This is a genomic window from Ectopseudomonas composti (genome assembly GCF_900115475.1).
GTDB classification, from domain to species: domain Bacteria; phylum Pseudomonadota; class Gammaproteobacteria; order Pseudomonadales; family Pseudomonadaceae; genus Aquipseudomonas; species Aquipseudomonas composti.
The window spans coordinates 19,069-44,748 of the sequence record NZ_FOWP01000003.1 but is presented as its reverse complement, the minus strand read 5'-3'; the positions used below and the strand labels follow the sequence as shown (position 1 = coordinate 44,748).

The following is a 25,680-nucleotide window of genomic DNA, read 5'->3' as shown; positions in this document are numbered from 1 at the left end:
ACTGTACCGCTGAAACAGTTCACTGTATCGGTATGGACTGTATCACCCGGGCAACTGTTGTAGCCGCCTTCGCTGGCGCCTGTGTATGCCGCGTTCTGCTGGGCTCGGCTAGGGTAGACAGCCCCTAGCCGAGGATTCCCTCATGACCGAACACGACCTGCTGGCCGAAGCCGACCGCCGCGCCCTGGCCTACCTGGACGGCATCCCCACGCGCCGGGTCTTCCCCGACGCCTCAGCCATAGACGCCCTGGCCACCTTCGACCAGTCCCTGCCGGAGCAAGGCCATGCTGCCGATCAGGTACTCTGCCAGCTCGACGAAATTGGCTCACCAGCCACCGTGGCGAGTAATGCCGCGCGTTACTTCGGCTTCGTCATCGGCGCGACGCTGCCGGTGGCAGCAGCTGCGGAACGCCTGGTACTGGCCTGGGATCAATGCGCCTCGTCCTTCGACAATTCGCCAGTCGCTGATCGGCTGGAGAAAATTGCCGGACGCTGGGTCTGCCAAGCACTTGGGCTACCGGATCAGAGCGCCGTGGGGTTTGGCACCAGTGCAACCGCCTGCACCCTGGCCTGTATTTCTGCCGCACGGCGCGTGCTGCTGGCACGCCAGAGCTGGGATTTCGATGGTGACGGATTATTCGGCGCACCGCAGATCCGCGTCGTACTCGCAGAAACGACACACATCACGGTGAAGAAAGCACTGCGCGTACTCGGCTTCGGCATGAACCACCTCCACTATGCGCCCGTGGACCAGTACGGGCGTATCGACCCGGCCCGGCTCCCTGAACTGGATGAGCGCACGCTACTGATATTGCAGGCCGGAGAGGTCAATACCGGCGAGTTCGACCGTTTTGCCGAACTGATTGCCATAGCCCACGAGGCTAACGCCTGGGTGCATGTCGATGGCGCATTCGGCCTATGGGCGCGCGCCTCATCCTCAGCGCATTTGCTCCAAGGCGTCGAGCTGGCAGATAGCTGGACGACCGATGGACACAAGTGGCTGAACACCCCTTACGACAGTGCCATGGCGATCTGCCGTGACGCCGACGCACTGGCTGCCGCGATGAACAGTGATGCAGCCTACGCGTCGGCGAGCAAGGATGCGCAGAAGAACCTGACACTGGAGTTCTCTCGTCGCGCCCGAGGCATCGCCGTCTGGGCGGCCCTGGCCCACCTGGGCCGCACTGGCTTGAAAGCGATGATCGACCGCCACATCCGCCAGGCTGAAGAGCTGGCCAGCAGACTGCGCGCCGCCGGCTATCAGGTACTGAACCGGGTTGTGCTGAACCAGGTATTGGTGCGTGGCGATACGGACGAACAGACCATCGCCATTCGCCAAGCAGCCCAGGCGTCCGGCGAAGTCTGGTTCGGACCAACTGTCTGGGAGGGGCGCCCCGCCTTTCGCCTGAGCCTTTGCTCCTGGCGCACCGAAGACGCCGATGTGGAGGCACTGGGTGCCTTGCTGCTGCGCTTGAAAGATGAGTTGAGCTGAAGCGACTGATTCGCTGTTTTAGCCTGCAACTGCGCTGGACAGCGCAGTTCGGCAGCCCTTATCTTTAGCGCCGACCACACCTGTGGCCAACGTCGCTCGGACGGTTCCGGGCGCTTACGTATCCGAGGAAATCATGGCCGAGAACGCCAAGCGCCGTTTTGCGCGCATCGATCGTCTCCCCCCCTACGTCTTCAACATCACCGCCGAACTGAAGATGGCTGCACGCCGTCGCGGTGAAGACATCATCGACTTCTCCATGGGCAACCCCGACGGCGCGACTCCGCCGCACATCGTCGAGAAACTCGTGCAGGTCGCCCAGCGTGAAGACACCCACGGATACTCCACTTCTCGCGGTATTCCCCGCCTGCGCCGTGCAATCTCGCGCTGGTACAAGGACCGCTACGACGTGGAGATCGATCCGGAAAACGAAGCTATCGTCACCATCGGCTCCAAGGAAGGCCTGGCGCATCTGATGCTGGCCACCCTGGATCATGGCGATACCGTGCTGGTGCCCAACCCCAGTTACCCGATTCACATTTACGGCGCCGTGATCGCCGGCGCCCAGGTGCGCTCCGTACCGCTGGTGCCGGGCGTGGACTTCTTCGCCGAGCTGGAACGGGCCATCCGCGAATCGATTCCCAAGCCGAAGATGATGATCCTCGGCTTCCCTTCCAACCCCACCGCGCAGTGCGTGGAGCTGGATTTCTTCGAGCGCGTGGTGACTCTGGCCAAGCAGTATGACGTGCTGGTGGTGCACGACCTGGCTTACGCCGACATCGTCTATGACGGCTGGAAAGCGCCCTCGATCATGCAGGTGCCGGGTGCCAAGGACATCGCGGTGGAGTTCTTCACCCTGTCCAAGAGCTACAACATGGCTGGCTGGCGGATCGGCTTCATGGTCGGCAACCCGGAGCTGGTCAGCGCCCTGGCGCGGATCAAGAGCTACCACGACTACGGCACCTTCACCCCGCTGCAGGTGGCGGCCATCGCTGCGCTGGAAGGCGATCAGCAATGCGTGCACGACATCGCCGAACAGTACCGGCAACGCCGCAACCTGCTGGTCAAGGGCCTGCACGAGATCGGCTGGATGGTGGAAAAACCCAAGGCCTCGATGTACATCTGGGCCAAGATCCCCGACGCCTACGCGCACCTGGGCTCGCTGGAGTTCGCCAAGAAGCTGCTGGCCGAGGCCAAGGTCTGCGTCTCGCCGGGCTTGGGTTTTGGCGACTATGGCGACGACCATGTACGCTTCGCCCTGATCGAGAACCAGGACCGCAGTCGTCAGGCGCTGCGCGGCATCAAGGCGATGTTCCGCGCCGACGGTTTGCTGCCAGGCAAGCCGGCCAAGGCAGAAACCGACTAAGCATTGAAGGGCGCCGTGAGGCGCCCTTTCTGCATGGGGCACGGAAACCGACAAGTTCTGCGACAATTCAGGACGTTAGCGCACACCAAGCGGTAGTTTCGGACAATTGCCCGGCAGAGTGAACGCCCGTACACTGCGCGCCCCTCCTCTGACGGTTATCCCCCATGCTCTTCGTTTTGCGCATGCTGCTGATGGGCGTGCATTTCATCCTGGCCGGCCTCCTCGGCCTGCTGATTGGCCTGTGTCGCCCGTTCAATCCGGACAATAGCCGCCTCTGTGCACGCCTCTATTCGCTACCTGCACTGTGCCTGCTGCGCCTGAAGCTGAAGACCGATGTACGTCCCTTGCTGGAGCACCAGCGCTCCTGCGTGATCATCGCCAACCACCAGTCCAACTTCGACCTGTACGTGCTTGGCCGCGTGGTACCGGAGCGCACCGTGAGCATCGGCAAGAAGAGCCTCAAGTGGGTGCCGTTCTTCGGACAGCTGTACTGGCTGGCCGGCAACGTGCTGATCGATCGCAGTAACGCCGTCGCCGCCAAGCGCGCGATGCTCACCACCACCGAAACGCTGCGCAACCGCGACACCTCGATCTGGGTCTTCCCCGAAGGCACGCGCAACCTAGGCCGCGGCCTGCTGCCGTTCAAGAAGGGAGCATTTCAGATGGCGATCAGTGCCGGCGTACCGATCATCCCGGTGTGCGTGAGCAACTACGCTAAGTCCATGCGCCTGAATCGCTGGAACAGCGGGCGCATCATGATCCGTTCGTTGCCAGCAATCCCCACCGAAGGCCTCAGCCTGGACGACATGCCCGCCCTGATGGAACGCTGCCAGCAAGCCATGAGCGAGTGCATCAGCAGCATGGACAGGGAATTGGCGACGGCCTGAGTGTTGAAGCGGGACGCCTGTGCGCAATGGCGACCCGCCTTGATCATCAAATCCATCGATAGTGACTCTGCAGAGCATCCATTATTCAATCGAAATGACTTCGGCGATTCTGTGCCCACGCCACCTCCCGACCTGGAGCACAGAACATGTCCCGCCTCTCTCAAGCCGCCCGCAACGGTGCCCTCGCAGCCATCGGCCTATACCTGATCTGCACCTCTACGGTGCTGGTCGTGAGTTACGCCGCCGTCCAGCCAAGCACTCCAACCGTTGCACAAGCAGGCCCGCTACAGAGCCTGATCACTCATTTGCCCGCCCTGCTCGGCGCGCGCTCGCAAGGTTGAGTGGACGGCCATGATCAAAAATCACCGCACCCGCCTGCTGGTGCTCGCCAGCCTGTCGCTGCTGACCACCTTGCTGGCCCTGAGTGGCATCGGCAAAGGCTCGGCTGGCACCGTGGCGCGCAATATCGAATGCAGCCACAAACTGGCTCATCATCTGGAGCTGGCCGAGAGCCTCAAGCGGCAGCGCAGCAGCCCACCACCGAGCAGAGGCGAACGGCTCTCGCCTTACTTCGTGCTCACTCAGCAGACATGAAAAAACCCGGATAACCGGGCTTTTTCATGTCTCGATATCAGATTCAGGCCTTGGCTTGTTTGCCCTGAGCGACAAAACGCATCATCCACTCCGCCACAGCACTGCCCTGCTGCGAGTGTTTGAGGCTATCCACGCCCTGCTGATAGATCTGCTCGCCAAGATGCTGCTGACGCAGCTCAAGCAGCGCCCGCGAGTAATCGTGGACGAATTCCGGGTGCCCCTGAAAGCACAACACCTGATCCTCGATGTGGTAAGCACCAATCGGGCAGAAGTCGCTGGACGCCAGCAGCGTGGCCTTTTCCGGCAGGCGAGTGACCTGATCCTGGTGGCTGATCAGCAGCTGCAGCTCGTCCAGAGCCGGGCTCATCCACTGCGGTTTGCCTGCCAGGCGGTAACTGTGCACGCCAACCCCCCAACCTTGCTCGGCACGCTCGGCCTTGCCGCCCAGCAACAGCGCCAGCAGTTGGTGGCCGAAGCAGATGCCCAACAGCTTGTCGCCACGTTTGTAACGCTCAAGCAGATATTCCTTTAGCGTCTGAATCCACGGATCGCTACCAAAAGAATCGGCCTTACTGCCGGTCACCAGGTAAGCATCGAATTTCTCGCTATCGGGCGGGTAATGCCCATCCACCACGTTGTAGACACTGAACTCCGCCGCAACCGGCTGCTGAGCGAACAACTGCTCGAACATGCGGCCATAGCCCTGATACTGGTCGACCAGTTCGGGGCGGAGGATGTCAGTTTCCAGGATGCAGATACGCAGTGACATGAGGTTTCCTGTGGTGAACACGGAGGGTGGGTGATTTGTGCGTTTTTCTTAACACATGAACTCGCACAAAGAAATAGCCGACCCTGATTTTCAAGCAGATTCGCGATTGTCGGCACTGTGCAATGCCACGAACAGTCGTCAATTAAAATTGACAACTCATAAGCAAAGTCGTGCCCGAAGGACGCTCCATCAGCCGCTTCGATAGTTACCATGCGCTTCATTCACTTCTGTGATTGCCGGCCCGCGGCGAATATCGCCACATCGGGCAGTCGCCCTCAGCACACAGAAGGAAATTCACCATGAGCATCTATGCCGCACTCGCCAGCTTCGCCGCTGCTTCCGCCTTCCAGACTTCGGCACCGGCTCGTCCCGCTCCAGCGGAGCCAGCCGCCCGTGACATTCGTAAAAGCTGACAGCCAACGCAGGAGAGCAGCCATGCACAGCCAACTCAACCACGACGCCTATGGCGTCACCTATGTTCATCTGCAAGACGGCGGCCTGCAATTCGAGACCGAAGCCGCCCTGCAGCTCGATGATGGCAGCATGCTGACCCTGCGCATGCCGACACGACACAGCGAGATGCTGGCGATCCACGAAGCCGTTTGCATTCGCCAGGGCTGGTGCCAGGTGGCGTGAAATCGCGATGGTCTAGACTCTCGTGACATTCACGGAACGAGGAACTGGCCCATGCAAACACGCACTCTGATCGCCCTGTTCACCGGCAGCCTGTTGCTGGCCGGCAACGCCCTGGCGGATCGCCCCGGCAGCGACTGGATCACCATTGACGACGCCCTGAGCAAGGCCCGCGCGGCCGGCTACACCGAACTGCACAAGATCGAGGCCGACGATGCTGGCTACTGGGAAGGCGAAGGCCTGAAACAGGATGGCCGCCTTTACGAATTCCGTATCGACGGCAAGAGCGGTGCAGTGATTCGCGACCAGTTGGAAGATTGACACCCTTGAACAAAAGAAACGGCCCTGACGGGCCGTTTCTCATTGCGTGCCTGATAACACTCGGTGCGCGTGGCGCACCCTACGGAGTCGCCTGACTTTTTACCTCAGAAGGTTTCGTTCTTGGCCGCTTTCTCCAGCAACAACGCGGGCGGCAGGAAGCGCTCGCCGTACTGCTCGGCCAAGTACTGCGCACGGGCGACGAAGTCCTTCACCCCGTATTGGTTGATGAACTGCAGCGCACCACCGGTCCAGGCCGCGAAGCCGATGCCGAAGATCGAGCCGATGTTGGCGTCGGCCACCGATTTCAGTACCCCCTCCTCCACACAGCGCACCGTCTCGATGGCCTGAATGAACAGGATGCGGTCGCGCACGTCTTCCTGCGAGATCTGCGCATCGGCCTTCTCGAAGCGCGCCTTGAGTTCGGGCCACAGGTGCTTCTTGCCTCCTACTGGGTAGTCGTAGAAGCCCACGCCCACCGCTTTGCCCGGACGCTTGTACTCATTGAACATCAGATCGATCACGGCAAAGGCCGGGTGCTCGGGGATGGATTTGCCCTCGGCCGCCAGATCCTTGATGGTCTGCTGGCGGATGTGATTCATCAGGCTCATCGACACTTCATCGCTGATCGCCAGCGGGCCAACCGGCATGCCGGCCTTGCGCGCCTCGTTCTCGATCATCGCCGCGCTGACGCCCTCGCCGAGCATGGCCAGGCCTTCGTTGGTGAAGGTGCCGAACACGCGCGAGGTGAAGAAGCCGCGGCTGTCGTTGACCACGATGGGCGTCTTCTTGATCTGCATGACGTAGTCGAAGCCACGCGCCAGCGTCTCTTCCGAGGTTTTCTCGCCACGGATGATCTCCACCAGTGGCATCTTGTCCACGGGGCTGAAGAAGTGCAGGCCGATGAATTTCTCCGGCTTGGCCACTGCAGTCGCCAAGCCAGTGATCGGCAGCGTCGAGGTGTTGGAGGCGATCACTGCATCGCTCAGCGCAGCGGCTTCTGCGGCGGCAGTGACCTTGCCCTTGAGCGCGCGATCCTCGAACACCGCTTCGATGATCAGGTCGCAACCGGCGAAGTCCGCCTCGCTGTCGGTCGCCTTGATCAGCGCCAGGAAGGCCTCGCGTTGCTCGGCGTTCATATGGCCCTTACTGACCTTCTTGTCGAGCAGCTTGGCCGAGTAGGCCTTGCCCTTCTCAGCCGCTTCGAGGGAAACATCCTTGAGCACCACTTCGATGCCGGCGGCCGCCGAGACGTAGGCGATACCGGCGCCCATCATGCCGGCACCGAGCACACCGACCTTCTTGGTTACCGACTTTTCATAGCCCTGCGGGCGCGAGCCACCGGCGTTGATCTCGTTGAGCTGGAACCAGAAGGTGCCGATCATGTTCTTCGCCACCTGACCGCAGGTCAGCTCGGTGAAGTAGCGCGCTTCGATGATCTGTGCGGTGTCGAAGTCGACCTGCGCACCCTCGACGGCGGCGCACATGATCTTCTCCGGCGCCGGGAAGCAGCCCTTGGTCTTGTCACGCAGCACGCTCGGGGCGATGGCCAGCATCTGCGCCACGTTCGGCGAACTCGGCGTGCCGCCCGGGATCTTGTAGCCCTGCACGTCCCACGGTTGTTTGGCGGAGGGGTTGGCGGCGATCCAGGCGCGGGCCTTGGCCAGCATCTCGTCGCGGTCGCTGGCCAGGTCGTGAATCAAGCCGGCCTTGAGCGCCGCGTCCGGGCGCACCTTCTTGCCTTCGGCCAGGTATGGCAGAGCCTTTTCCAGGCCGAGCAGACGCACCATGCGCACCACACCGCCACCACCCGGCAAAAGGCCGAGAGTGACTTCGGGCAGGCCAAGCTGCACGTGGCTTTCATTCAGGGCAATGCGGTGGTGACAGGCCAGGGCGATTTCCCAGCCGCCGCCCAGCGCTGCGCCGTTGATGGCGGCGACCACCGGCTTGCCGAGGGTTTCCAGGCGACGTAGTTGGCCCTTGATCTTCAGGATCATCGCGTAGAAGCCCTGAGCCTCGGCCTGGGTGACCTTGATCAGCTCGCCCAGGTCACCGCCAGCGAAGAAGGTCTTCTTCGCCGAGGTGACGACTACCCCGGCGATCGAATCCTTCTCTGCCTCCAGGCGGTCGACGATCTGGCCCATGGCTTCGCGGTAGACCGCGTTCATGGTGTTGGCGCTCTGGCCAGGCATGTCCATGGTCAGGACGACGATATTGTCCTGGCCCTTTTCGTAACGGATGGCGTCAGTCATTTTTATATTCTCTTGCCAAAGCTGTGGGAGCCACGTAGGGCGGGTGCAACCCGCCAACATACGAAAGGCGGGTTGCACCCGCCCTACCGGTCAGACTCGTTCGATGATGGTGGCGATACCCATACCGCCACCGACGCAGAGGGTGGCGAGACCGTAGCGCAACTGACGTTTTTCCAGCTCGTCGAGCAGCGTGCCGAGGATGGCGCAACCAGTGGCACCCAACGGGTGGCCCATGGCGATGGAGCCGCCGTTGACGTTGACCTTGTCTTCGCTGACGCCCATGTCCTTCATGAACTTCATCACCACCGAGGCGAAGGCCTCGTTGACCTCGAACAGGTCGATGTCGTCGATGGATAATCCGGCCTTGGCCAGTGCCTTACGCGTAGCCGGTGCGGGGCCGGTGAGCATGATGGTCGGGTCGGTGCTGGTCACCGCCGTGGCGACGATGCGCGCGCGCGGTTTCAGACCCAGCTCCTTGCCTTTGGCCTCGGAGCCGATCAGCATCAGCGCTGCGCCATCGACGATGCCGGAGCTGTTGCCCGGCGTGTGCACGTGCTCGATACGCTCGACATAGCTGTAGACGCGCAGCGCGGTGGAGTCGAAGCCCATCTGCCCCATCATCTCGAAACTGGGCTTGAGCTTGCCCAGGCCTTCGAGGGTGGAATCTCCACGAATGAACTCGTCATGGTCGAGCAGCACGATGCCGTTCTGATCGGCAACCGGCACCAGCGACTTGGCAAAGGCACGATTGCCACTGGCTCGTGCGGCCTTCTGCTGCGAACGCAGAGCGAAGGCATCGACGTCGTTACGGCTGAAGCCTTCCAGCGTGGCGATCAGGTCAGCGCCGATGCCCTGCGGGACGAAATTGCTGTGGATGTTGGTTTCCGGGTCCATCACCCAGGCGCCGCCGTCGGAGCCCATGGGAATACGCGACATGGACTCCACACCGCCGACCACCACCAGATCCTCGAAGCCGGAGCGCACCTTCATCGCGCCCAGGTTCACCGCCTCCAGCCCCGACGCACAGAAGCGATTGAGCTGCACGCCCGCCACGCTGACGTCCCAATCCGCAACCATGGCGGCGGTCTTGGCGATATCGGCGCCTTGATCGCCCACGGGCGTCACGCAGCCCAGAACGATGTCGTCGACCTGACTGGTATCCAGATCATTGCGCGCTTGCAGGGCATTCAGCAGGCCGGCTACCAGTTGAACGGGCTTGACGCTGTACAGCGCGCCGTCCTTCTTGCCCTTGCCACGGGGCGTACGCACCGCGTCGAAAATATATGCTTCGGTCATGGCGTCCTCGGAGACTATTGCGGCGTTGGTGGAACATCATGCCCCGGCCACGCCTGTTCTTATTGAGCCTGCTTACCATAGCGCCGGAGCGCCGTGGCTCAATGACCGAAGCGCTCAGCGCCATTGACCACTGAGCTCAGACGAACGGTCGTTTGTTCGATTGGCTGCGGCCATTGCAAGCAAGCGCTCTGCCTCAGGCTCTGCAGCATGTTCAACGACGATGCACATAGCTCGAGCTTTCTAGAAAGCCTTGGCTAGAAACCAAGTCATCTAAGGAGATTGTGACGCCAACCCTAGAGTTATTCATGCGCCGGGACAGATAACGGCGCAGGGAGCCGCCGCCGGGTCATGCCGGGGTGGTGAATCAGAACCACGCCCAGGCGTGACGAAGCGACCCGCCAGGCATTGCGGCAGGCGCCCGACGCCACACCCATAACAAAAAAGGCATACGGCCATGTTCAAACAGCCGAAATACCGCCAGGCTGGCGTCATCCTTTTCGCCACGGCGGTCATCCTGATCCTTCCCAACCTGACCCGCCTGGTCAGTTGAACCTCCACAGCACCCGCCACTGTGCCGACGCCGTAGCGCGCTCAGCGCAGTGCGGGTATCCACCACGCTAGCAACAACGGAATCAGCGCGAAGGCCAGCAGCGTCGAACACAGCACCAGGCTGGCGACTTGCTCCGGTGAACGGCCGGCGCGCACGGCGAACAGGTAGTTGAATACCGCCACCGGCATCGACGATTGCAGCACCAGCACGGCATGCGCCAGCGGCTGCAGGCCGATTGCCCAACCGATGATCCAGCCCAGCGCCGCGCCACAGAGAATGCGCAGCAAGCCCAGCAGCAGGCCGCTGCCCAGGTGCTGCACACGGATACTGGCCAGCGAAACGCCCAGCGTGATCAGCATCATGGGAATGGTCATGCCGCCCAACAGGTCGACGGTATTGGCCAGCCAGCGCGGCAGTTCAACATCGAGAAACAACACCGGCAGCACCAGCGCCAGGCTGATCATGATCGGGTTGAGCAGCAGGCCCTTGAGTGATCCCTCGGCGCCGGACAGCAGCATGCCGATGCTGAAGTGCCCCACCGACAACGCCAGGAAGAAAGCCACCGCCAACGCCAGGCCTGGCTCGCCGAAGGCGAACAGCGCCATGGGCAGCCCCATGTTGCCCGAGTTCGGGAACAGGTAGGCCGGCACCAACACCTTCCAGTCGATGGCGAACAAGCGGCTCAGCAGCCAGCCAATCGCGCCCATCGCGCAGGTCACAAGCACACAGGCCAGCGCCATCTGCGAGAACGCGCCGAGGTCCAGTTCCGCCCGGCTCAGTGTCGACAGCACCAGACAGGGCGTGCCGATATTGAGCACCAGGCGCGCGACGAAATCGGTGGGATAGGCGTGACCACTGCGCACCCAGCCATAGCCAATGCCTGCAGCAATCAAAACCGGGGCCAGAACAGCGAAAAGCTCGGCTAACATCTACCACTCCCGTCACGTCGAGCGAGGCATCCTAGACTGCACGCAAGGCTCGGGCAATGATGACGGGCTGATCAATCCACTCCGGAGTACGCCATGCGCCTGATTCTCCTATTCGCCGGTCTGCTCGGCCTGCTCACTGCCCAAGCGAGTGAAATCGACCAGGCTGCCGCCATTTCCGCTTTGCAGCAAAGCGACAGCCTGCTGATCGATGTACGCAGCGCCGAGGAGTTCGCTGACGGCGCGCTGCCTGGTGCGATCCGCATCGGGCACGAAGACATCGCTGCACAGATCGCCAGCGTCGCACCGGACAAGGACCGCCCGTTGGTGCTGTATTGCCGCAGTGGGCGCCGCTCGGCACTCGCCCAGCAGAGCCTGGAACAAATGGGCTATAGCAGGGTGATCAATGCCGGCGCCTATGACGACCTGCGGCCATTGCTGGAGCACCGCGAATGAGAGCCGCCCTGCTGTTGGCTCTGATCGCCCTGAGCAACGTGGCGCAGGCTGCCGAGTTCGAAGTGCAGCTCAACGATGGGCGGCATGCCTGGAGCAGCAGCGAATTGCTCGAGCACCCGCAAGCCCGAGATATCGAAATCGTCGACGATGTCAGCTACAAGCGTCCCATGCACTACCGCGCCGTGCCGATCAGTGCGTTGCTCGAAGGTGTTGCACCCGGCGACCACCTGCAAGCGGTGGCCTTGGACGGCTTTGCTGCAGAACTGCCGGCCGCAATCCTGCTGGCCAAGGAAGGGGCGAAAGCCTGGCTGGCCATCGAAGATCCACAACAGCCCTGGCCACCACTATCACAGGGCAAAGCCAGCGCCGGGCCTTTCTATCTGGTCTGGAGCGATCCCACCGCCAGCCAGATCGGCCCCGAGCAGTGGCCATTTCAGGTCGCCCGGATTCGTCAATTGGCCCCGGTCGAACAACGCTTCCCCGCCCTGCTCCCGGCGACGGATGCGAATGCTAAAGTGCAGACGGGTTTCGCCGTCTACCAGAAGAACTGCATGGCCTGTCATCGCCTCAATGGCGCGGGCGACTCCGAGTTCGGCCCGGATCTGAATATCCCGCACAACCCAACCGACTATTTCAGCGGCGATTTTCTACAACGCTACATTCGCGACCCGCAAAGCCTGCGCCGCTGGCCGCAGGGGCGCATGCCCGGCTTCAGCGAACAGGTACTGCCGCCTGCCGAACTAGAACGATTGATCGCTTATCTGCAGCACATGGCCCAGCGTAAGAGCAACACGAGCCTGTAGAGCGATTCAGGTAGGGTGCGCCGTGCGCACCGAGATTTTGACGGGGCACCCGAGGTGCGCACGGCGCACCTACGAAAGGCCCACAGTGGTGACGCAGCGTCTGCGGTGCGCGCGGCGCAACCTACGTCATGAGCGTCATTGGCGCTTCACTGCTGACGCACCTGCAGCAGTGGCGCCACCTGCACCTGTGCATGCATCTGCTCGCAACCACCACCACGACGCATGCCACGTACCGGGCAGGCGTCCAGGTAGTCCAGACCGACCGCCAGCTTCAGATGTCGCTCCGGGCGCGCCAGGCAGTTGGTTACGTCGAAGCTGTACCAGGCATCACCGACCCAGGCCTCGGCCCAGGCATGGCTGGCCAGGTGCTCGGCGTCGTCGGTGTAGAGGTAGCCCGACACATAACGCGCCGGCACGCCCAGGCTGCGCGCGCAGGCGAGAAAGGCATGGGTGTGATCCTGGCAGACGCCACGACGGCCGGCGAAAGCATCGGCCGCACTGGTATCCACCTCAGTGATGCCAGGCTGGTAGGCGATATGGGCATTGAGCGCATGCATCAGGTCGATCAGACCGCTGCGATCCTTGCGCGCCTTGCTCTGCTGCACGGCAAATTCACGGATGGCGTCATCGGCCTGGGTCAGACGGGTGAAGCGCAAGAACGGCAGCGCTGACTGGCGCTCGTGCTCGGCTTCGCAGGCTTCGTCGATTTCCACCTGGCCGCGGGCGCCGATGATGATCGACTCGTGCGGCTCGTCCAGGGTCAGCACATGCAGGATGTTGCCGTAGGGGTCGAGCTGGGCGTGCACCGGGCGCGGCAAATCGAGCTGCCAACTGAGCACCTGCTGGCGCTCGCTGTCGTGCGGGGTCAGGCGCAGGTACTGGATGCTCGCGCGCACCTGATCATCGTAACGGTAGGTGGTGTCATGGCTGATCGAGAGTCTCATGCGACCTCCAGATAGGATGTGTGAATGGTGTTGCCCAGCTGGCGCACCAGCAGAATGAAGTCGGTGAGCCAGGCGTGCAGGCCCTCGTCGAGCACTTCGTCGATGCTGGTGTAACGCAGCCGCGCATCCAGTTCGGCAGCCAGTCGCTGCGCCGGACGGCCGTTCTCTCCCGGTAGACCTGCAAGCATCAGATTGAGCTCTTCCATGCAGGCACGCAGCGAACGCGGCACATCGGGACGCAGCAGCAGCAACTCAGCGACCTTGCGCGTGCGTGGCGAGCCTCGATAGCTCTCGGCGAAGGCCTCGAACGAGGACAACGCGCGCAGCAGCGCACTCCATTGGTAATAGCTGCGCGCCGTGCGCTCCTCCAGCTCGTCGATCTCCTCGCCGAGCATTTCGTAGCGCGCATCGAGCAGGCGCAGGGTGTTGTCGGCACGCTCGATGAAGGTGCCCAGGCGGATGAAGCGATAGGCCTCGCCGCGCATGATGGTGCCGAAGGTGGCGCCGCGAAACAGGTGCGAACGCTCCTTGACCCACTCGCAGAAACGGCTGATGCCGTAACGCCCCAGGCCCTGCTCGGCGATACCGCGCATCTCCAGCCAGCTGGCGTTGATGTTCTCCCACATGTCGGCGGTGATCCGCCCGCGCACGGCATGGGCGTTGCTGCGTGCGGCCTGCAGGCAGCAGTAGATGCTGCCCGGATTACTCGCGTCGAGGGCGAAGAAGTGCAGCATGCGTTCGCCGTGCAGCGGGCCGTGGCGTTCCAGGTAGTCGTCCAGGGTGCCGGTGATCAGCAGCGGCATGGCCAGTTCGTCGAGGCCATCGCCCCGGCCGTCCTGCGGCATCAGCGACAGCGAATAGCTGACGTCGAGCATGCGCGCCAGGTTCTCGGCACGTTCCAGGTAGCGCGACATCCAGTACAGATCGGAGGCAGTTCTCGAAAGCATATTCAGTCCTCCACCACCCAGGTGTCCTTGGTTCCGCCGCCTTGCGACGAGTTGACCACCAGCGAGCCTTCGCGCAGTGCCACGCGAGTCAGGCCGCCAGGCACCAGGCGGGTTTCACGGCCGGTCAGGACGAACGGGCGCAGGTCGATATGGCGCGGTGCGATGCCGCGTTCGACGAAGGTCGGGCAGGTCGACAGACACAGCGTCGGCTGGGCGATGTAGGCCTCCGGCCTGGCGATCAAGCGGGCGCGGAAATTCTCGATCTCGGCCTTGCTCGCCGCCGGGCCGACCAGCATGCCGTAGCCGCCGGAGCCCTGGGTTTCCTTGACCACCAGCTCGGACAGATTGGCCAGCACGTGGGACAGCTCCTCCGGCTTGCGGCACTGCCAGGTCGGTACGTTCTTGAGGATCGGCTCCTCGTCCAGGTAGAAGCGGATCATGTCGCCGACATAGGGGTAGATCGACTTGTCGTCGGCCACGCCGGTGCCAATGGCGTTGGCCAGGACCACGTTGCGCGAGCGATAGGCGGACAGCAGGCCAGCAACGCCGAGCATCGAATCTGGATTGAAAGCCAGCGGATCGAGGAAGGCATCGTCGAGGCGGCGATAGATCACATCCACCTGACGCGCACCGGCGGTGGTACGCATGTAGACCTTGTCGTCGCGCACGAACAGATCGGCGCCCTCCACCAGCTCCACGCCCATCTCGCGAGCGAGGAACGCATGCTCGAAGTAGGCGCTGTTGAAGCGCCCTGGCGTCAGTACCACGACCGTGGGGTTGTCTAGCGGGCTCGAGCTCTTCAGCGCGTCGAGCAGCAGGTTGGGGTAATGATCCACCGGCGCCACGCGCTGCGCGGCGAACAGCTCGGGGAACAGGCGCATCATCATCTTGCGGTCTTCGAGCATGTAGCTCACACCGCTGGGCGTGCGCAGGTTGTCTTCCAGCACGTAGTAGCTGCCGTCGCCGTCACGCACCAGGTCAACCCCGGCGATGTGCGCGTAGATGTCGCGGTGCAGGTCGAGGCCCTGCATGGCCATCTGGTAACCCTCGTTGGCCAGCACCTGCTCGGCCGGGATGATCCCCGCCTTGATGATGCGCTGGTCGTGATAGAGGTCGGCGAGAAACAGATTGAGCGCCTGCACACGCTGGATGCAACCGCGTTCGACGATACGCCATTCGCTGGCGGGGATGGAGCGGGGAATGATGTCGAAGGGAATCAGGCGCTCGGTGCCCTGATCGTCCCCATAGAGGGTGAAGGTAATCCCGGCGCGGTGAAACAGCAGGTCGGCTTCTCGTCGGCGCTGGGCCAGCAGATCGTCCGGCGTCTCTGCCAACCAACGGGCAAATTCGCGGTAGTGCGGGCGGACAGCGCCGCTCGCGTCGTACATCTCGTCATAAAAGGTGCGGGCCATGCCGTACTCCTTGTCACCCGGACTTGCAGCATCCTCTGCAAGGCCCGAGCCAGCACTATTATTCCTTTAATATCAACAACTTACATACAAAATAAAAACATTACGCACCATTTAGGTGCATTGTCATGTTCTCGTCATGACGCACCGCCCCATTGCGTGGCACAGCGCGCCGTGCAGGGCAGCCAGTCGCTCACCCATGCAGGCAGAAAGACTGCAACGTCCGCCCTAAAACGGGCCTGGACACTTAGCTGTCACATTGCGTGACCGAACGGTCGAGCGCAACCGCTTTTACAGCGGCCACGCGAGTAAAAAGTGTCTGAATGAATCGATGTAGCTAGGATGAAATCCCGGGGCGGGTTGTTAGAGCAAATCCCCGGATTTCATCCGGGCCACTTGCAAGTGCGCGAAGCGCTCCGTCAGTCCGGACAAAGATAAGCTGCGATCACTGCCTGCGCCGCCTCGAGGTGATGCTCATGGCTGAAGCCGGACACCTTCAATGGCTTGAGTTCATGATCGGCTGCCTGTAACCAGTGCAACTCGATGGCCGCTGAAAGCGCATAACCCGCGACGGTCTCCCGATTGCCCAGGGCATCGCGTTCTCCTTGGATGAACAGCGTTGGCGTGCGCAGTTCAGCCAGATGGGCAACGCGCGGCTTTTCGGGCTTGCCCGCGGCATAGAAGGGATAGCCGAGACACACCAGAGCGGACACCTGCAACTCGTCTGCCAGCAGGCTGGCCATGCGCCCGCCCATGGACTTGCCGCCGATAGCCAGCGGTCCTGCGACCCGTTGGCGCACCTGGGCATGCACATCGCGCCATTGTTGCAGCAGTTGCGCCTGAGGATTGGGCGGCCGTTTGCGCCCATCCACCCGCCGCTGCGCCATGTAGGCAAACTCGAAGCGCACCACGCGCACGCCCCGCTCTGCCAGGCCCTGAGCCATGGTCTGCATGAACGGACTGTCCATCGGCGCGCCCGCGCCATGGGCGAGGATCAACGTGCTCGATGCCGCCTGCGGCGGTTCGTCCCACAGCCAGGGTAGTCCCTGCTCACATTGACCCGCGTCAATAAACCTAGATGGCCCTTTGCTCATGCTTGCCTCGCGTCGATATCCGTGGTGTCCGTGGCTCGCTCATGCCTGCGGCCACCACGGTTATCGGCCGCTCTGCCATAACCGTGGATGGAAGCCCAGACATGAACACAACAACCCGTTCCGCCTACAACTACAGGGTGGTTCGCCAGTTCGCCATTATGACGGTGGTTTGGGGCATCGTCGGCATGGGACTCGGCGTATTCATCGCTGCCCAGCTGGCCTGGCCCGAACTCAACTTAAACCTACCGTGGACCAGCTTCGGCCGTCTGCGCCCGCTGCATACCAATGCGGTGATCTTCGCCTTCGGTGGCTGCGCCCTGTTCGCCACCAGCTACTATGCGGTGCAGCGCACCAGCCAGACCACGCTGTTCGCACCGAAACTGGCGGCCTTCACCTTCTGGGGTTGGCAACTGGTGATTCTGCTTGCAGCCATCAGCCTGCCCCTGGGCTGGACCAGCTCCAAGGAATACGCCGAACTGGAATGGCCGATCGACATTCTGATCACCATCGTCTGGGTCTCCTACGCCATCGTCTTCTTCGGCACGGTGATGCAGCGCAAGGTCAGCCACATCTACGTGGGCAACTGGTTCTTCGGCGGGTTCATCCTCACCGTGGCCATCCTGCACGTGGTCAACAACCTGGAGATTCCGGTCACCCTGACCAAGTCCTACTCGCTGTATGCCGGCGCCACCGACGCGATGATCCAATGGTGGTACGGCCACAACGCCGTGGGCTTCTTCCTCACCGCCGGCTTCCTCGGGATGATGTATTACTTCGTACCCAAGCAGGCCGGTCGCCCGGTTTACTCCTACCGCCTGTCCATCGTCCACTTCTGGGCGCTGATCGCGGTGTACATCTGGGCCGGCCCGCACCACCTGCACTACACCGCGCTACCTGACTGGGCGCAGAGCCTGGGCATGGTGATGTCGCTGATCCTCCTGGCACCGAGCTGGGGCGGCATGATCAACGGCATGATGACCCTCTCGGGGGCCTGGCACAAACTGCGTACCGACCCGATCCTGCGCTTTCTGGTGGTGTCCCTGGCCTTCTACGGCATGTCGACCTTCGAAGGCCCGATGATGGCCATCAAGACCGTCAACGCCCTGTCCCACTACACCGACTGGACCATCGGCCACGTGCACGCTGGCGCTCTCGGCTGGGTCGCCATGGTGTCGATCGGCTCGCTGTATCACCTGATTCCCAAGGTGTTCGGTCGTGAGCAGATGCACAGCATCGGCCTGATCAACGGCCACTTCTGGCTGGCCACCATCGGCACCGTGCTCTACATCGCTTCGATGTGGGTCAACGGCATCACCCAGGGCCTGATGTGGCGCGCAGTCAACGAAGACGGCACCCTCACCTACTCCTTCGTCGAAGCGCTGGAAGCCAGCCATGTCGGCTTCGTGGTGCGGGTGATCGGCGGCGCCATCTTCTTCAGCGGCATGCTGCTGATGGCCTGGAACGTCTGGCTGACCGTACGCAGCGCGAAATCGACCGAGATGGAAGCCGCTGCGCAGTTCTCGGTAGAAGGAGCCCACTGATGAAACACGAGATTCTCGAGAAGAACATCGGCCTGATGGCCCTGGTGATGATCCTGGCGGTCAGCATCGGTGGCCTGACGCAGATCGTCCCGCTGTTCTTCCAGGACGTCACCAATGAGCCGGTGGACGGCCTCAAGCCGTACAACGCGCTGCAACTGGAAGGCCGCGACATCTACATCCGCGAAGGCTGCGTCGGCTGCCACTCGCAGATGATCCGCCCGTTCCGCGCCGAAACCGAACGTTACGGCCACTACTCCGTGGCTGGTGAAAGCGTCTGGGACCACCCCTTCCTGTGGGGTTCCAAGCGTACCGGTCCGGACCTGGCTCGTGTTGGCGGCCGCTACTCGGACGAGTGGCACCGCGCCCACCTGTACAACCCGCGCAACGTCGTGCCGGAGTCGATCATGCCCGCCTACCCCTGGTTGGTGGAGCACGCACTCGATGGCAAGGACACCGCCAAGAAGATGAGCGCGCTGCGCACATTGGGCGTGCCCTACAGCGAAGCAGACATCGCCGGGGCCAGCGATGCGGTCAAGGGCAAGAGCGAGATGGATGCTCTGGTCGCCTACCTACAGGTGCTTGGCACCGCCGTGAAGAACAAGAGGTGAGTGCCATGTTCGAGCTTATCGATATCGGCACCCTGCGCGGCCTAGGCACCGCGCTGGTCCTGATCGCCTTCACCGCCGTCACCCTCTGGGCCTACAGCGGCAAACGCCGCGACGCCTTCGCCGAAGCCGCCAACCTGCCCTTCGCCGATGAGCCCAAGCCCGCCGTTTCGAGGACCCAAGCATGACCACCTTCTGGAGTTGGTACATCACCCTGCTGACCCTCGGCACCATGGTCGCCCTGTTCTGGCTGATCTTCGCCACTCGCAAGAGCGAAGTGCACAAGAGCCCGACCGAACAGACCATGGGCCATGCCTTCGATGGCATCGAGGAATATGACAACCCGCTGCCCAAGTGGTGGTTCATGCTATTTCTCGGCACCCTGGTGTTTTCCGTCTTCTACCTGCTGCTGTATCCGGGCCTGGGTAACTTCAAGGGCCTGCTGCCGGGCTATGAGGATGGCTGGACCCAGGTCAACCAGTGGCAGCGCGAGATGAATCGTGCCGATGAGCAATACGGTCCGATCTTCGCCAAATATGCTGCCATGCCCATCGAAGAAGTGGCCAAGGACGAGCGCGCACTGAAAATGGGCGGTCGCCTGTTCGCCTCCAACTGCGCGGTCTGCCACGGCTCAGATGCCAAGGGCAGCTACGGTTTCCCCAACCTGGCAGACAGCAGTTGGCGCTGGGGCGGCGAGCCGGAGACCATCAAGACCACCATCATGCATGGCCGTATGGGCATGATGCCGGCGCAAGGTCCGGTGATCGGCGAAGATGGCGTACGCAATGTCGCTGCCTACGTCCTCACCGAACTCGGCGGCCGCGAGCTGCCGGAAGACGCTCAGGCCGACATCGCTGCCGGCAAGCAGATTTTCGCCACTATCTGCTCTGCTTGCCACACGCCGGCCGGCACCGGCATGCCAGTGATGGGCGCACCGAACCTGACCCAACCCAGCGCGTTCATCTACGGCAGCAGCTTCGCTCAGCTGCAACAAACCATCCGCTATGGTCGCAGCGGCAACATGCCGGCCCAGGGTGACTTCCTCGGCAATGACAAGGCCCACCTGCTGGCCGCCTACGTGCTCAAGCTGAGCCAGGGCGCAAGTAAGTAAAACCCGCGTCACCGGCGACCGAATCGCGGTCGCCGGCTCCCTCCTTATATGCATGCGACCCAGTGTCGCACCCGCCGACCAATAGCCCTGCAATTTCCTTGATCTGGGCTAAGCTGCCTTTCAGTCGCCATCTGTCACAACTCCAAGGCGATCCTTTCTTAGCGCTGCGCAAACTGGTTGCGCAAAAAGCTGCCAGAGCCGTTTCCAGGGGCGTCTAGAACTCCCCGTAAAAGGCCCTGAAACCCTATTCGTGTCGGCACCTTGCGTTGCAATGGCTACTTGCTTTCTACATACTTGCCGCCGATTTTTGCCCCATAAAAATCCATTAACCGTGGAACCCCTAGCATGAGCACAGCAATCAGTCAGACTGCTTATAACTATAAGGTGGTCCGCCAGTTCGCCATTATGACGGTGATCTGGGGGGTCATTGGGATGGGTCTAGGCGTGTTCATCGCCGCACAACTCGTGTGGCCAGAACTCAACCTGGGCCTACCGTGGACGAGCTTCGGCCGTCTGCGCCCGCTGCACACCAACGCGGTGATTTTCGCCTTTGGCGGATGCGCACTGTTCGCGACCTCGTACTACGTGGTCCAGCGCACCTGTCAGACGCGCCTGATCTCCGACGGTCTGGCTGCCTTCACCTTCTGGGGTTGGCAAGCGGTCATCGTTCTTGCGGTGATCACCCTGCCGATGGGCTACACCAGCTCCAAGGAATACGCCGAGCTCGAGTGGCCGGTCGACATCCTCCTGGGCATCGTCTGGATCACCTACCTGGTGGTGTTCTTCGGCACCATCGTCAAACGCAAGACCAAGCACATCTATGTGGGTAACTGGTTCTTCGGTGCATTCATCCTGGTAACCGCGATGCTGCACATCGTCAACAGCGCCGCCATGCCGGTGAGCCTGTTCAAGTCGTATTCGGCCTACGCCGGGGCGACCGACGCGATGATCCAGTGGTGGTACGGCCACAACGCCGTGGGCTTCTTCCTGACCACCGGCTTCCTGGGCATGATGTATTACTTCGTACCCAAGCAGGCCGAACGTCCGATCTACTCGTATCGCCTGTCCATCGTGCACTTCTGGGCGCTGATCACCCTGTACATCTGGGCCGGCCCGCACCACCTGCACTACACCGCGCTGCCGGATTGGGCGCAGTCCCTCGGCATGGCGATGTCGGTCATCCTCCTGGCTCCGAGCTGGGGCGGCATGATCAACGGCATGATGAGCCTGTCCGGTGCCTGGCATAAGCTGCGCACCGATCCAATCCTGCGCTTCCTGGTGGTGTCCCTGGCCTTCTACGGCATGTCCACCTTCGAAGGCCCGATGATGGCGATCAAGACCGTCAACGCCCTGTCGCACTACACCGACTGGACCATCGGCCACGTACACGCTGGCGCTCTCGGCTGGGTTGCAATGATCTCCATCGGCTCGCTGTATCACCTGCTGCCGAAAGTGTTCGGTCGCGAGCAGATGCACAGCATCGGCCTGATCAACACCCACTTCTGGCTGGCGACCATCGGCACCGTGCTGTACATCGCGTCGATGTGGGTCAACGGCATCACCCAGGGTCTGATGTGGCGCGCAGTCAACGAAGACGGCACCCTCACCTACTCCTTCGTCGAAGCCCTTGAAGCCAGCCATGCGGGCTACGTAGTACGCATGATCGGCGGCGCCTTCTTCGTGACCGGCATGCTGCTGATGGCCTACAACACCTTCCGCACCGTGCGTGCCGCCAAGCCGGCTGAATACGAAGCGGCTGCGCAGATTCCCGCCGGAGTAGCTCACTGATGAAACACGAAATCATCGAGAAGAATATCGGCCTGATGGCGCTGCTGATGGTGATTGCCGTCAGCATCGGTGGCCTGACCCAGATCGTCCCGCTGTTCTTCCAGGACGTCACCAACGAGCCGGTGGAGGGCCTCAAGCCCTACACCGCGATGCAACTGGAAGGCCGCGACATCTACATCCGTGAAGGCTGCGTCGGTTGCCACTCGCAGATGATCCGCCCGTTCCGCGCCGAAACCGAACGTTACGGCCACTACTCCGTCGCCGGCGAAAGCGTCTGGGATCACCCTTTCCTGTGGGGTTCCAAGCGTACCGGTCCGGACCTGGCCCGTGTTGGCGGTCGTTACTCGGACGAGTGGCATCGCGCCCACCTGTACAACCCGCGCAACGTCGTGCCCGAGTCGAAAATGCCTGCCTACCCATGGCTGGTTGAGAACAAGCTCGACGGTCGCGACACCGCGAACAAGATGGAAGTCATGCGTGGCTTCGGCATCCCCTACACCGACGAAGATATCGCCGGTGCTCGCGATGCAGTGAAAGGCAATACCGAAATGGATGCGCTGGTTGCGTACCTCCAGGTTCTCGGTACTTCCATCAAGAACAAACGGTAAGACGCTATGGACATCGGGATGATTCGCGGCATCGGTACGGCGGTGGTTTTCATCGCCTTCATTGGCGTAGTGCTCTGGGCTTACAGCAGCAAGCGCAAATCGAGCTTCGACGAAGCAGCCAACCTGCCCTTCGCCGACGATCCCAAGCCCGAGTCCAAGCGCGATCAAGACTCTTCCAGGAGCAATAACCAATGACCACGTTCTGGAGTTGGTACGTAACCATTCTGTCTCTGGGCACCATCTTCGCCCTGACCTGGCTGATCTTCGGCACCCGCAAGGGTCAGCGCCAGGAAACCACCGAAGAAACCGTCGGCCACAGCTTCGACGGCATCGAGGAGTATGACAACCCGCTGCCGAAGTGGTGGTTCATGCTGTTCGTCGCGACCATCATCTTCGCCCTCGGCTACCTCGCCCTGTACCCAGGCCTGGGTAACTGGAAAGGCCTGCTGCCGGGCTACGACTACGTCGACAGCGAAAAAGAAACGCCTTTCGCTGCTGGTGTACAGATCGCTGACGGCTCCATGCGTCACGCTGGCTGGACCGGCGTGCACCAGTGGGAAAAGGAAATGGCGCGCGCCGATGAGCAATACGGCCCACTGTTCGCCAAGTACGCCGCCATGCCGATCGAGGAAGTGGCCAAGGACGAGCAAGCCCTGAAAATGGGTGGCCGCCTGTTCGCCTCCAACTGCTCCGTGTGCCACGGTTCCGACGCCAAGGGTAGCTACGGCTTCCCCAACCTGACCGACAACGAGTGGCGCTGGGGCGGCGAGCCGGAAACCATCAAGACCACCATCCTCAAGGGTCGCGAAGGCGCCATGCCAGCCCAAGGCCCGGCCATCGGCGAAGACGGCGTGCGCAACGTCGCCGCCTACGTCCTGACCCAACTGGGCGGTCGTCAACTGCCGGAAGGCGTGGAAGCTGATATCGAGGCAGGCCAGAAGGTCTTCGCCGGTACCTGCTTCGCCTGCCACGGCGCCGACGGCAAGGGCACCCCAGCCATGGGCGCACCGAACCTGACCAACCCGGCAGCGTTCATCTACGGCAGCAGCTACGCACAACTGCAGCAGAGCATCCGCTACGGTCGTCACGGCAAGATGCCGGCCCAGGAAGCATTCCTCGGCAACGACAAGGTGCACCTGCTGGCTGCCTACGTCTACAGCCTGTCGCACAAGGCACAAGAGCAGTAAGCACAGACGACTCTTTTGACAAGGGTCAATGAACGCCCGGGTCGCGACTGCTGGTCGCACCCGGGCGTTGTCTTTCAGGCGTACCATATAGTGATCGTGAACTGACCCTGACCGGCATGTATCGGCCCGGGCTGCCAACCAACCGCCGTGGTATGCATTGATGAGCGAACAGATTCCCGTCCAGGACGTCACCCCTCCTTCTGCCAAGAATGCCAGCGTTGATCTCTACGCCAGCCGCGAGAAGATCTATACCCGCGCGTTCACCGGCCTGTTTCGCAACCTGCGCGTCGCTGGCGGCGCCCTCCTCTTCATTCTCTTCTTCGGCACGGTGTGGCTGAGCTGGAACGGCCGTCAGGCGGTCTGGTGGAACCTCCCCGAACGCAAATTCCACATCTTCAGCGCCACCTACTGGCCGCAGGACTTCATGCTGCTGTCCTGGCTGCTGATCATCTGCGCCTTCGGCCTGTTCTTCATCACCGTGTTCGCCGGCCGTGTCTGGTGTGGTTACACCTGCCCGCAGAGCGTGTTCACCTGGGTATTCATGTGGGCGGAGAAAGTCACCGAGGGTGACCGCAACCAGCGCATGAAGCTGGACAAGCAACCCATGAGCGGCAAGAAACTGGGGCGCAAGCTGGCCAAGCATGGCATCTGGGTGGGCGTGTCGCTGTTGACCGCGATCACCTTCGTTGGCTACTTCACGCCGATTCGTGATCTGGTGATCGAGATCTTCACCCTGGAGGCCAGCGGCTGGGCCTATTTCTGGATCGGTTTTTTCACCCTCGCCACCTACGGCAACGCCGGCTACCTGCGCGAGCAGGTGTGCATCTACATGTGTCCCTACGCACGCTTCCAGAGCGTGATGTTCGACCAGGACACCCTGATCGTCTCCTACGATCCGCGTCGCGGTGAATCGCGCGGGCCGCGCAAGAAAGACGCCGACTACAAGGCACAGGGCCTCGGCGACTGCATCGACTGCAAGATGTGTGTGCAGGTCTGCCCCACCGGCATCGACATCCGTGATGGCCTGCAGATCGAATGCATCGGCTGCGCCGCGTGCATCGACGCCTGCGACGACATCATGGACAAGATGAACTACCCCAAAGGGCTGATCAGCTACACCACTGAACACAACCTGTCTGGCCGCCAGACCCACCTGCTGCGCCCGCGCCTGATCGGGTACGCTGTCGCGCTGGCAGCGATGATGGGTCTGTTCGCCTGGGCCGTGGCCAATCGGCCGCTGGTGGAGCTGGACGTACTGAAAGATCGCGTGCTGTTCCGCGAGAACGAGCGCGGCCACATCGAGAACGTCTACACCCTGAAGATCATGAACAAGGCGCAGCGCGACATGACTTACGTGATCAGCGCCGACGGCCTCGACGGCCTGGTCTACGAAGGCAAGCGCGAAGTGCGCGCTCTGGCGGGTGAGGTCTATTCCTTCCCGGTCGAGCTGTCCATGGCACCGGAGAAGCTGCCGTCAAGCGCCAACAACATCGTCTTCCACGTACAATCCGCGGATGACCCCAGTATCAAGAATGACGCCGACAGCCGTTTCATCGGCCCAAGCGTCCGCTGACAACGGAAAACGCATGACCGAGCAAACCTCATCGCCCGTCAAACCCTGGTACAAGCAGTTCTGGCCCTGGTTCATCCTGTTCCTGTTGGGCTATTCGGTAGTGCAGGGCCTGACCCTGCTCACCATCGCCACCAAGAATCCACCGGGCCTGATTTCCGATGACTATTACGACGTCGGCAAAGGCATCAACCAGTCGCTCGAGCGCGAGAAGCTGGCCGAGCGTCTGCAGTTGCATGGCGAACTGGTACTGGACAACGCCACCGGTGTCGCCAGCCTGACATTGGAAGGCAACAGCCGACCGCAGCAGATTGTCCTCAATCTGATTTCGCCAACCCAGCCTGAGCGTGACCGCCGCGTGATCCTGCAACCGGCTGCTGACGGTCAGTACCGTGGACAGATGGTCGACGAGGTCAGCGGTCGTCGCTTCGTCGAGCTGCTCGGTCAGGAAGGCAGCCAGAACTGGCGCCTGTTCGAGGAAGAAAACATCACCGGTGGCCAGACCATCATGATCGGTGACAACCCCTCCTACTGATC

The 25,680-nt window shown here is 62.0% G+C and carries 28 protein-coding genes; 20 read left to right on the top strand and 8 right to left on the bottom strand.

The window, feature by feature from the left end:
• Positions 1-142 precede the first annotated feature (142 nt).
• The 5 genes from BM059_RS06415 to BM059_RS06395 all read left to right on the top strand — a co-directional run bounded on the left by BM059_RS06415 (position 143) and on the right by BM059_RS06395 (position 4,336).
• A complete protein-coding gene (locus tag BM059_RS06415; protein ID WP_074937494.1) occupies positions 143-1,492 on the top strand; it encodes a pyridoxal phosphate-dependent decarboxylase family protein in 1,350 nt (449 codons plus the stop codon).
• A 133-nt stretch (positions 1,493-1,625) separates the two neighbouring features.
• Positions 1,626-2,855: an alanine transaminase gene (alaC, locus tag BM059_RS06410; RefSeq protein ID WP_036999948.1), complete on the top strand. Its 1,230-nt coding sequence runs from the start codon at positions 1,626-1,628 to the stop codon at positions 2,853-2,855.
• Between the two features lie 164 nt (positions 2,856-3,019).
• Positions 3,020-3,742 (top strand): lysophospholipid acyltransferase family protein, encoded by a 723-nt coding sequence (locus tag BM059_RS06405; protein ID WP_036999946.1) that lies wholly within the window; start codon positions 3,020-3,022, stop codon positions 3,740-3,742.
• Between the two features lie 146 nt (positions 3,743-3,888).
• Entirely contained in the window at positions 3,889-4,083 is a 195-nt protein-coding gene (locus BM059_RS06400) for a hypothetical protein (protein WP_074937493.1), read from the top strand.
• Positions 4,084-4,093: 10 nt separating this feature from the next.
• Positions 4,094-4,336: a hypothetical protein gene (locus BM059_RS06395; RefSeq protein ID WP_074937491.1), complete on the top strand. Its 243-nt coding sequence runs from the start codon at positions 4,094-4,096 to the stop codon at positions 4,334-4,336.
• 43 nt (positions 4,337-4,379) lie between these two features.
• Here the strand turns inward: BM059_RS06395 and BM059_RS06390 are convergent, their stop codons facing one another.
• Positions 4,380-5,105, bottom strand: a complete 726-nt coding sequence (locus BM059_RS06390) for an amidotransferase (protein WP_036999943.1) — start codon at positions 5,103-5,105, stop codon at positions 4,380-4,382.
• A 299-nt stretch (positions 5,106-5,404) separates the two neighbouring features.
• Here BM059_RS06390 and BM059_RS25720 point away from each other — a divergent pair, with 299 nt between their 5' ends.
• From BM059_RS25720 to BM059_RS06380, 3 genes are read left to right on the top strand one after another with little or no spacing between them, the layout of a single operon-like run.
• Entirely contained in the window at positions 5,405-5,518 is a 114-nt protein-coding gene (locus BM059_RS25720) for a PA2485 family small membrane protein (protein WP_277813595.1), read from the top strand.
• A 22-nt stretch (positions 5,519-5,540) separates the two neighbouring features.
• The gene (gene ptrC / locus BM059_RS06385; protein ID WP_036999942.1) at positions 5,541-5,741 is read left to right on the top strand and encodes a type III secretion system co-regulatory protein PtrC; all 201 of its coding nucleotides are present in this window, start codon (positions 5,541-5,543) and stop codon (positions 5,739-5,741) included.
• 51 nt (positions 5,742-5,792) lie between these two features.
• Entirely contained in the window at positions 5,793-6,059 is a 267-nt protein-coding gene (locus tag BM059_RS06380; RefSeq protein ID WP_074937489.1) for a PepSY domain-containing protein, read from the top strand.
• Between the two features lie 104 nt (positions 6,060-6,163).
• Here the strand turns inward: BM059_RS06380 and BM059_RS06375 are convergent, their stop codons facing one another.
• From BM059_RS06375 to BM059_RS06365, 3 genes are all read right to left on the bottom strand, one after another.
• On the bottom strand, positions 6,164-8,308 hold the full coding sequence (locus BM059_RS06375) for a 3-hydroxyacyl-CoA dehydrogenase NAD-binding domain-containing protein (protein ID WP_074937487.1): 2,145 nt from the start codon (positions 8,306-8,308) through the stop codon (positions 6,164-6,166).
• Positions 8,309-8,398: 90 nt separating this feature from the next.
• Positions 8,399-9,604, bottom strand: coding sequence for an acetyl-CoA C-acetyltransferase (locus BM059_RS06370; RefSeq protein ID WP_074937485.1), 1,206 nt, complete (start codon positions 9,602-9,604; stop codon positions 8,399-8,401).
• A 591-nt stretch (positions 9,605-10,195) separates the two neighbouring features.
• A complete protein-coding gene (locus BM059_RS06365) occupies positions 10,196-11,083 on the bottom strand; it encodes an AEC family transporter (protein ID WP_074937483.1) in 888 nt (295 codons plus the stop codon).
• A 93-nt stretch (positions 11,084-11,176) separates the two neighbouring features.
• On the opposite strand from BM059_RS06365, the gene BM059_RS06360 reads away from it, so the two are divergent.
• Both BM059_RS06360 and BM059_RS06355 read left to right on the top strand, forming a co-directional pair.
• The gene (locus tag BM059_RS06360; RefSeq protein ID WP_074937482.1) at positions 11,177-11,536 is read left to right on the top strand and encodes a rhodanese-like domain-containing protein; all 360 of its coding nucleotides are present in this window, start codon (positions 11,177-11,179) and stop codon (positions 11,534-11,536) included.
• Positions 11,533-12,339 carry a cytochrome c gene (locus BM059_RS06355; protein WP_074937480.1) on the top strand — a complete coding sequence of 269 codons (807 nt, stop codon included), beginning with the start codon at positions 11,533-11,535 and terminating at the stop codon, positions 12,337-12,339. The genes BM059_RS06360 and BM059_RS06355 overlap by 4 nt, the downstream gene beginning before the upstream one ends.
• 146 nt (positions 12,340-12,485) lie before the next feature.
• Here BM059_RS06355 and BM059_RS06350 read toward each other — a convergent pair whose 3' ends face one another.
• The 4 genes from BM059_RS06350 to BM059_RS06335 all read right to left on the bottom strand — a co-directional run bounded on the left by BM059_RS06350 (position 12,486) and on the right by BM059_RS06335 (position 16,733).
• Positions 12,486-13,283 carry a transglutaminase family protein gene (locus BM059_RS06350; RefSeq protein ID WP_036999934.1) on the bottom strand — a complete coding sequence of 266 codons (798 nt, stop codon included), beginning with the start codon at positions 13,281-13,283 and terminating at the stop codon, positions 12,486-12,488.
• The gene (locus BM059_RS06345; RefSeq protein ID WP_036999933.1) at positions 13,280-14,230 is read right to left on the bottom strand and encodes an alpha-E domain-containing protein; all 951 of its coding nucleotides are present in this window, start codon (positions 14,228-14,230) and stop codon (positions 13,280-13,282) included. Before BM059_RS06345 ends, BM059_RS06350 begins: the two co-directional genes overlap by 4 nt.
• Positions 14,231-14,232: 2 nt before the next feature.
• Positions 14,233-15,642: a circularly permuted type 2 ATP-grasp protein gene (locus BM059_RS06340; RefSeq protein ID WP_036999931.1), complete on the bottom strand. Its 1,410-nt coding sequence runs from the start codon at positions 15,640-15,642 to the stop codon at positions 14,233-14,235.
• Between the two features lie 416 nt (positions 15,643-16,058).
• On the bottom strand, positions 16,059-16,733 hold the full coding sequence (locus tag BM059_RS06335; RefSeq protein WP_074937478.1) for an alpha/beta family hydrolase: 675 nt from the start codon (positions 16,731-16,733) through the stop codon (positions 16,059-16,061).
• A gap of 101 nt (positions 16,734-16,834) precedes the next feature.
• Between BM059_RS06335 and ccoN (BM059_RS06330) the strand changes: the two genes are divergently transcribed.
• From ccoN (BM059_RS06330) to BM059_RS06285, 10 genes are all read left to right on the top strand, one after another.
• Positions 16,835-18,274, top strand: a complete 1,440-nt coding sequence (gene ccoN / locus BM059_RS06330; protein ID WP_036999930.1) for a cytochrome-c oxidase, cbb3-type subunit I — start codon at positions 16,835-16,837, stop codon at positions 18,272-18,274.
• Entirely contained in the window at positions 18,274-18,882 is a 609-nt protein-coding gene (ccoO, locus tag BM059_RS06325) for a cytochrome-c oxidase, cbb3-type subunit II (RefSeq protein ID WP_036999928.1), read from the top strand. The genes ccoN (BM059_RS06330) and ccoO (BM059_RS06325) overlap by 1 nt, the downstream gene beginning before the upstream one ends.
• Positions 18,883-18,887: 5 nt before the next feature.
• Positions 18,888-19,067, top strand: a complete 180-nt coding sequence (locus tag BM059_RS06320; RefSeq protein WP_017677201.1) for a CcoQ/FixQ family Cbb3-type cytochrome c oxidase assembly chaperone — start codon at positions 18,888-18,890, stop codon at positions 19,065-19,067.
• Positions 19,064-19,990, top strand: a complete 927-nt coding sequence (gene ccoP / locus BM059_RS06315) for a cytochrome-c oxidase, cbb3-type subunit III (protein WP_036999926.1) — start codon at positions 19,064-19,066, stop codon at positions 19,988-19,990. Before BM059_RS06320 ends, ccoP (BM059_RS06315) begins: the two co-directional genes overlap by 4 nt.
• Before the next feature lie 345 nt (positions 19,991-20,335).
• A complete protein-coding gene (ccoN, locus tag BM059_RS06310; protein ID WP_036999925.1) occupies positions 20,336-21,778 on the top strand; it encodes a cytochrome-c oxidase, cbb3-type subunit I in 1,443 nt (480 codons plus the stop codon).
• Positions 21,778-22,386 carry a cytochrome-c oxidase, cbb3-type subunit II gene (ccoO, locus tag BM059_RS06305; protein WP_074937476.1) on the top strand — a complete coding sequence of 203 codons (609 nt, stop codon included), beginning with the start codon at positions 21,778-21,780 and terminating at the stop codon, positions 22,384-22,386. The genes ccoN (BM059_RS06310) and ccoO (BM059_RS06305) overlap by 1 nt, the downstream gene beginning before the upstream one ends.
• Before the next feature lie 6 nt (positions 22,387-22,392).
• The gene (locus BM059_RS06300) at positions 22,393-22,581 is read left to right on the top strand and encodes a CcoQ/FixQ family Cbb3-type cytochrome c oxidase assembly chaperone (RefSeq protein WP_017677205.1); all 189 of its coding nucleotides are present in this window, start codon (positions 22,393-22,395) and stop codon (positions 22,579-22,581) included.
• A complete protein-coding gene (ccoP, locus tag BM059_RS06295; RefSeq protein WP_036999923.1) occupies positions 22,578-23,573 on the top strand; it encodes a cytochrome-c oxidase, cbb3-type subunit III in 996 nt (331 codons plus the stop codon). Before BM059_RS06300 ends, ccoP (BM059_RS06295) begins: the two co-directional genes overlap by 4 nt.
• Before the next feature lie 160 nt (positions 23,574-23,733).
• Positions 23,734-25,146 (top strand): cytochrome c oxidase accessory protein CcoG, encoded by a 1,413-nt coding sequence (gene ccoG / locus BM059_RS06290; RefSeq protein WP_036999922.1) that lies wholly within the window; start codon positions 23,734-23,736, stop codon positions 25,144-25,146.
• Positions 25,147-25,159: 13 nt separating this feature from the next.
• Positions 25,160-25,678 carry a FixH family protein gene (locus BM059_RS06285; RefSeq protein WP_036999921.1) on the top strand — a complete coding sequence of 173 codons (519 nt, stop codon included), beginning with the start codon at positions 25,160-25,162 and terminating at the stop codon, positions 25,676-25,678.
• The last annotated feature ends 2 nt before the right edge of the window (positions 25,679-25,680 follow it).

Excerpts from the sequence above, each read along its gene's own strand:
- BM059_RS06415 (WP_074937494.1), top strand. The coding sequence starts at position 143 with ATGACCGAACACGACCTGCTGGCCGAAGCCGACCGCCGCGCCCTGGCC.
- alaC (WP_036999948.1), top strand. The coding sequence starts at position 1,626 with ATGGCCGAGAACGCCAAGCGCCGTTTTGCGCGCATCGATCGTCTCCCC.
- BM059_RS06405 (WP_036999946.1), top strand. The coding sequence starts at position 3,020 with ATGCTCTTCGTTTTGCGCATGCTGCTGATGGGCGTGCATTTCATCCTG.
- BM059_RS06400 (WP_074937493.1), top strand. The coding sequence starts at position 3,889 with ATGTCCCGCCTCTCTCAAGCCGCCCGCAACGGTGCCCTCGCAGCCATC.
- BM059_RS06395 (WP_074937491.1), top strand. The coding sequence starts at position 4,094 with ATGATCAAAAATCACCGCACCCGCCTGCTGGTGCTCGCCAGCCTGTCG.
- BM059_RS06390 (WP_036999943.1), bottom strand. The coding sequence starts at position 5,105 with ATGTCACTGCGTATCTGCATCCTGGAAACTGACATCCTCCGCCCCGAA.
- BM059_RS25720 (WP_277813595.1), top strand. The coding sequence starts at position 5,405 with ATGAGCATCTATGCCGCACTCGCCAGCTTCGCCGCTGCTTCCGCCTTC.
- ptrC (WP_036999942.1), top strand. The coding sequence starts at position 5,541 with ATGCACAGCCAACTCAACCACGACGCCTATGGCGTCACCTATGTTCAT.
- BM059_RS06380 (WP_074937489.1), top strand. The coding sequence starts at position 5,793 with ATGCAAACACGCACTCTGATCGCCCTGTTCACCGGCAGCCTGTTGCTG.
- BM059_RS06375 (WP_074937487.1), bottom strand. The coding sequence starts at position 8,308 with ATGACTGACGCCATCCGTTACGAAAAGGGCCAGGACAATATCGTCGTC.
- BM059_RS06370 (WP_074937485.1), bottom strand. The coding sequence starts at position 9,604 with ATGACCGAAGCATATATTTTCGACGCGGTGCGTACGCCCCGTGGCAAG.
- BM059_RS06365 (WP_074937483.1), bottom strand. The coding sequence starts at position 11,083 with ATGTTAGCCGAGCTTTTCGCTGTTCTGGCCCCGGTTTTGATTGCTGCA.
- BM059_RS06360 (WP_074937482.1), top strand. The coding sequence starts at position 11,177 with ATGCGCCTGATTCTCCTATTCGCCGGTCTGCTCGGCCTGCTCACTGCC.
- BM059_RS06355 (WP_074937480.1), top strand. The coding sequence starts at position 11,533 with ATGAGAGCCGCCCTGCTGTTGGCTCTGATCGCCCTGAGCAACGTGGCG.
- BM059_RS06350 (WP_036999934.1), bottom strand. The coding sequence starts at position 13,283 with ATGAGACTCTCGATCAGCCATGACACCACCTACCGTTACGATGATCAG.
- BM059_RS06345 (WP_036999933.1), bottom strand. The coding sequence starts at position 14,230 with ATGCTTTCGAGAACTGCCTCCGATCTGTACTGGATGTCGCGCTACCTG.
- BM059_RS06340 (WP_036999931.1), bottom strand. The coding sequence starts at position 15,642 with ATGGCCCGCACCTTTTATGACGAGATGTACGACGCGAGCGGCGCTGTC.
- BM059_RS06335 (WP_074937478.1), bottom strand. The coding sequence starts at position 16,733 with ATGAGCAAAGGGCCATCTAGGTTTATTGACGCGGGTCAATGTGAGCAG.
- ccoN (WP_036999930.1), top strand. The coding sequence starts at position 16,835 with ATGAACACAACAACCCGTTCCGCCTACAACTACAGGGTGGTTCGCCAG.
- ccoO (WP_036999928.1), top strand. The coding sequence starts at position 18,274 with ATGAAACACGAGATTCTCGAGAAGAACATCGGCCTGATGGCCCTGGTG.
- BM059_RS06320 (WP_017677201.1), top strand. The coding sequence starts at position 18,888 with ATGTTCGAGCTTATCGATATCGGCACCCTGCGCGGCCTAGGCACCGCG.
- ccoP (WP_036999926.1), top strand. The coding sequence starts at position 19,064 with ATGACCACCTTCTGGAGTTGGTACATCACCCTGCTGACCCTCGGCACC.
- ccoN (WP_036999925.1), top strand. The coding sequence starts at position 20,336 with ATGAGCACAGCAATCAGTCAGACTGCTTATAACTATAAGGTGGTCCGC.
- ccoO (WP_074937476.1), top strand. The coding sequence starts at position 21,778 with ATGAAACACGAAATCATCGAGAAGAATATCGGCCTGATGGCGCTGCTG.
- BM059_RS06300 (WP_017677205.1), top strand. The coding sequence starts at position 22,393 with ATGGACATCGGGATGATTCGCGGCATCGGTACGGCGGTGGTTTTCATC.
- ccoP (WP_036999923.1), top strand. The coding sequence starts at position 22,578 with ATGACCACGTTCTGGAGTTGGTACGTAACCATTCTGTCTCTGGGCACC.
- ccoG (WP_036999922.1), top strand. The coding sequence starts at position 23,734 with ATGAGCGAACAGATTCCCGTCCAGGACGTCACCCCTCCTTCTGCCAAG.
- BM059_RS06285 (WP_036999921.1), top strand. The coding sequence starts at position 25,160 with ATGACCGAGCAAACCTCATCGCCCGTCAAACCCTGGTACAAGCAGTTC.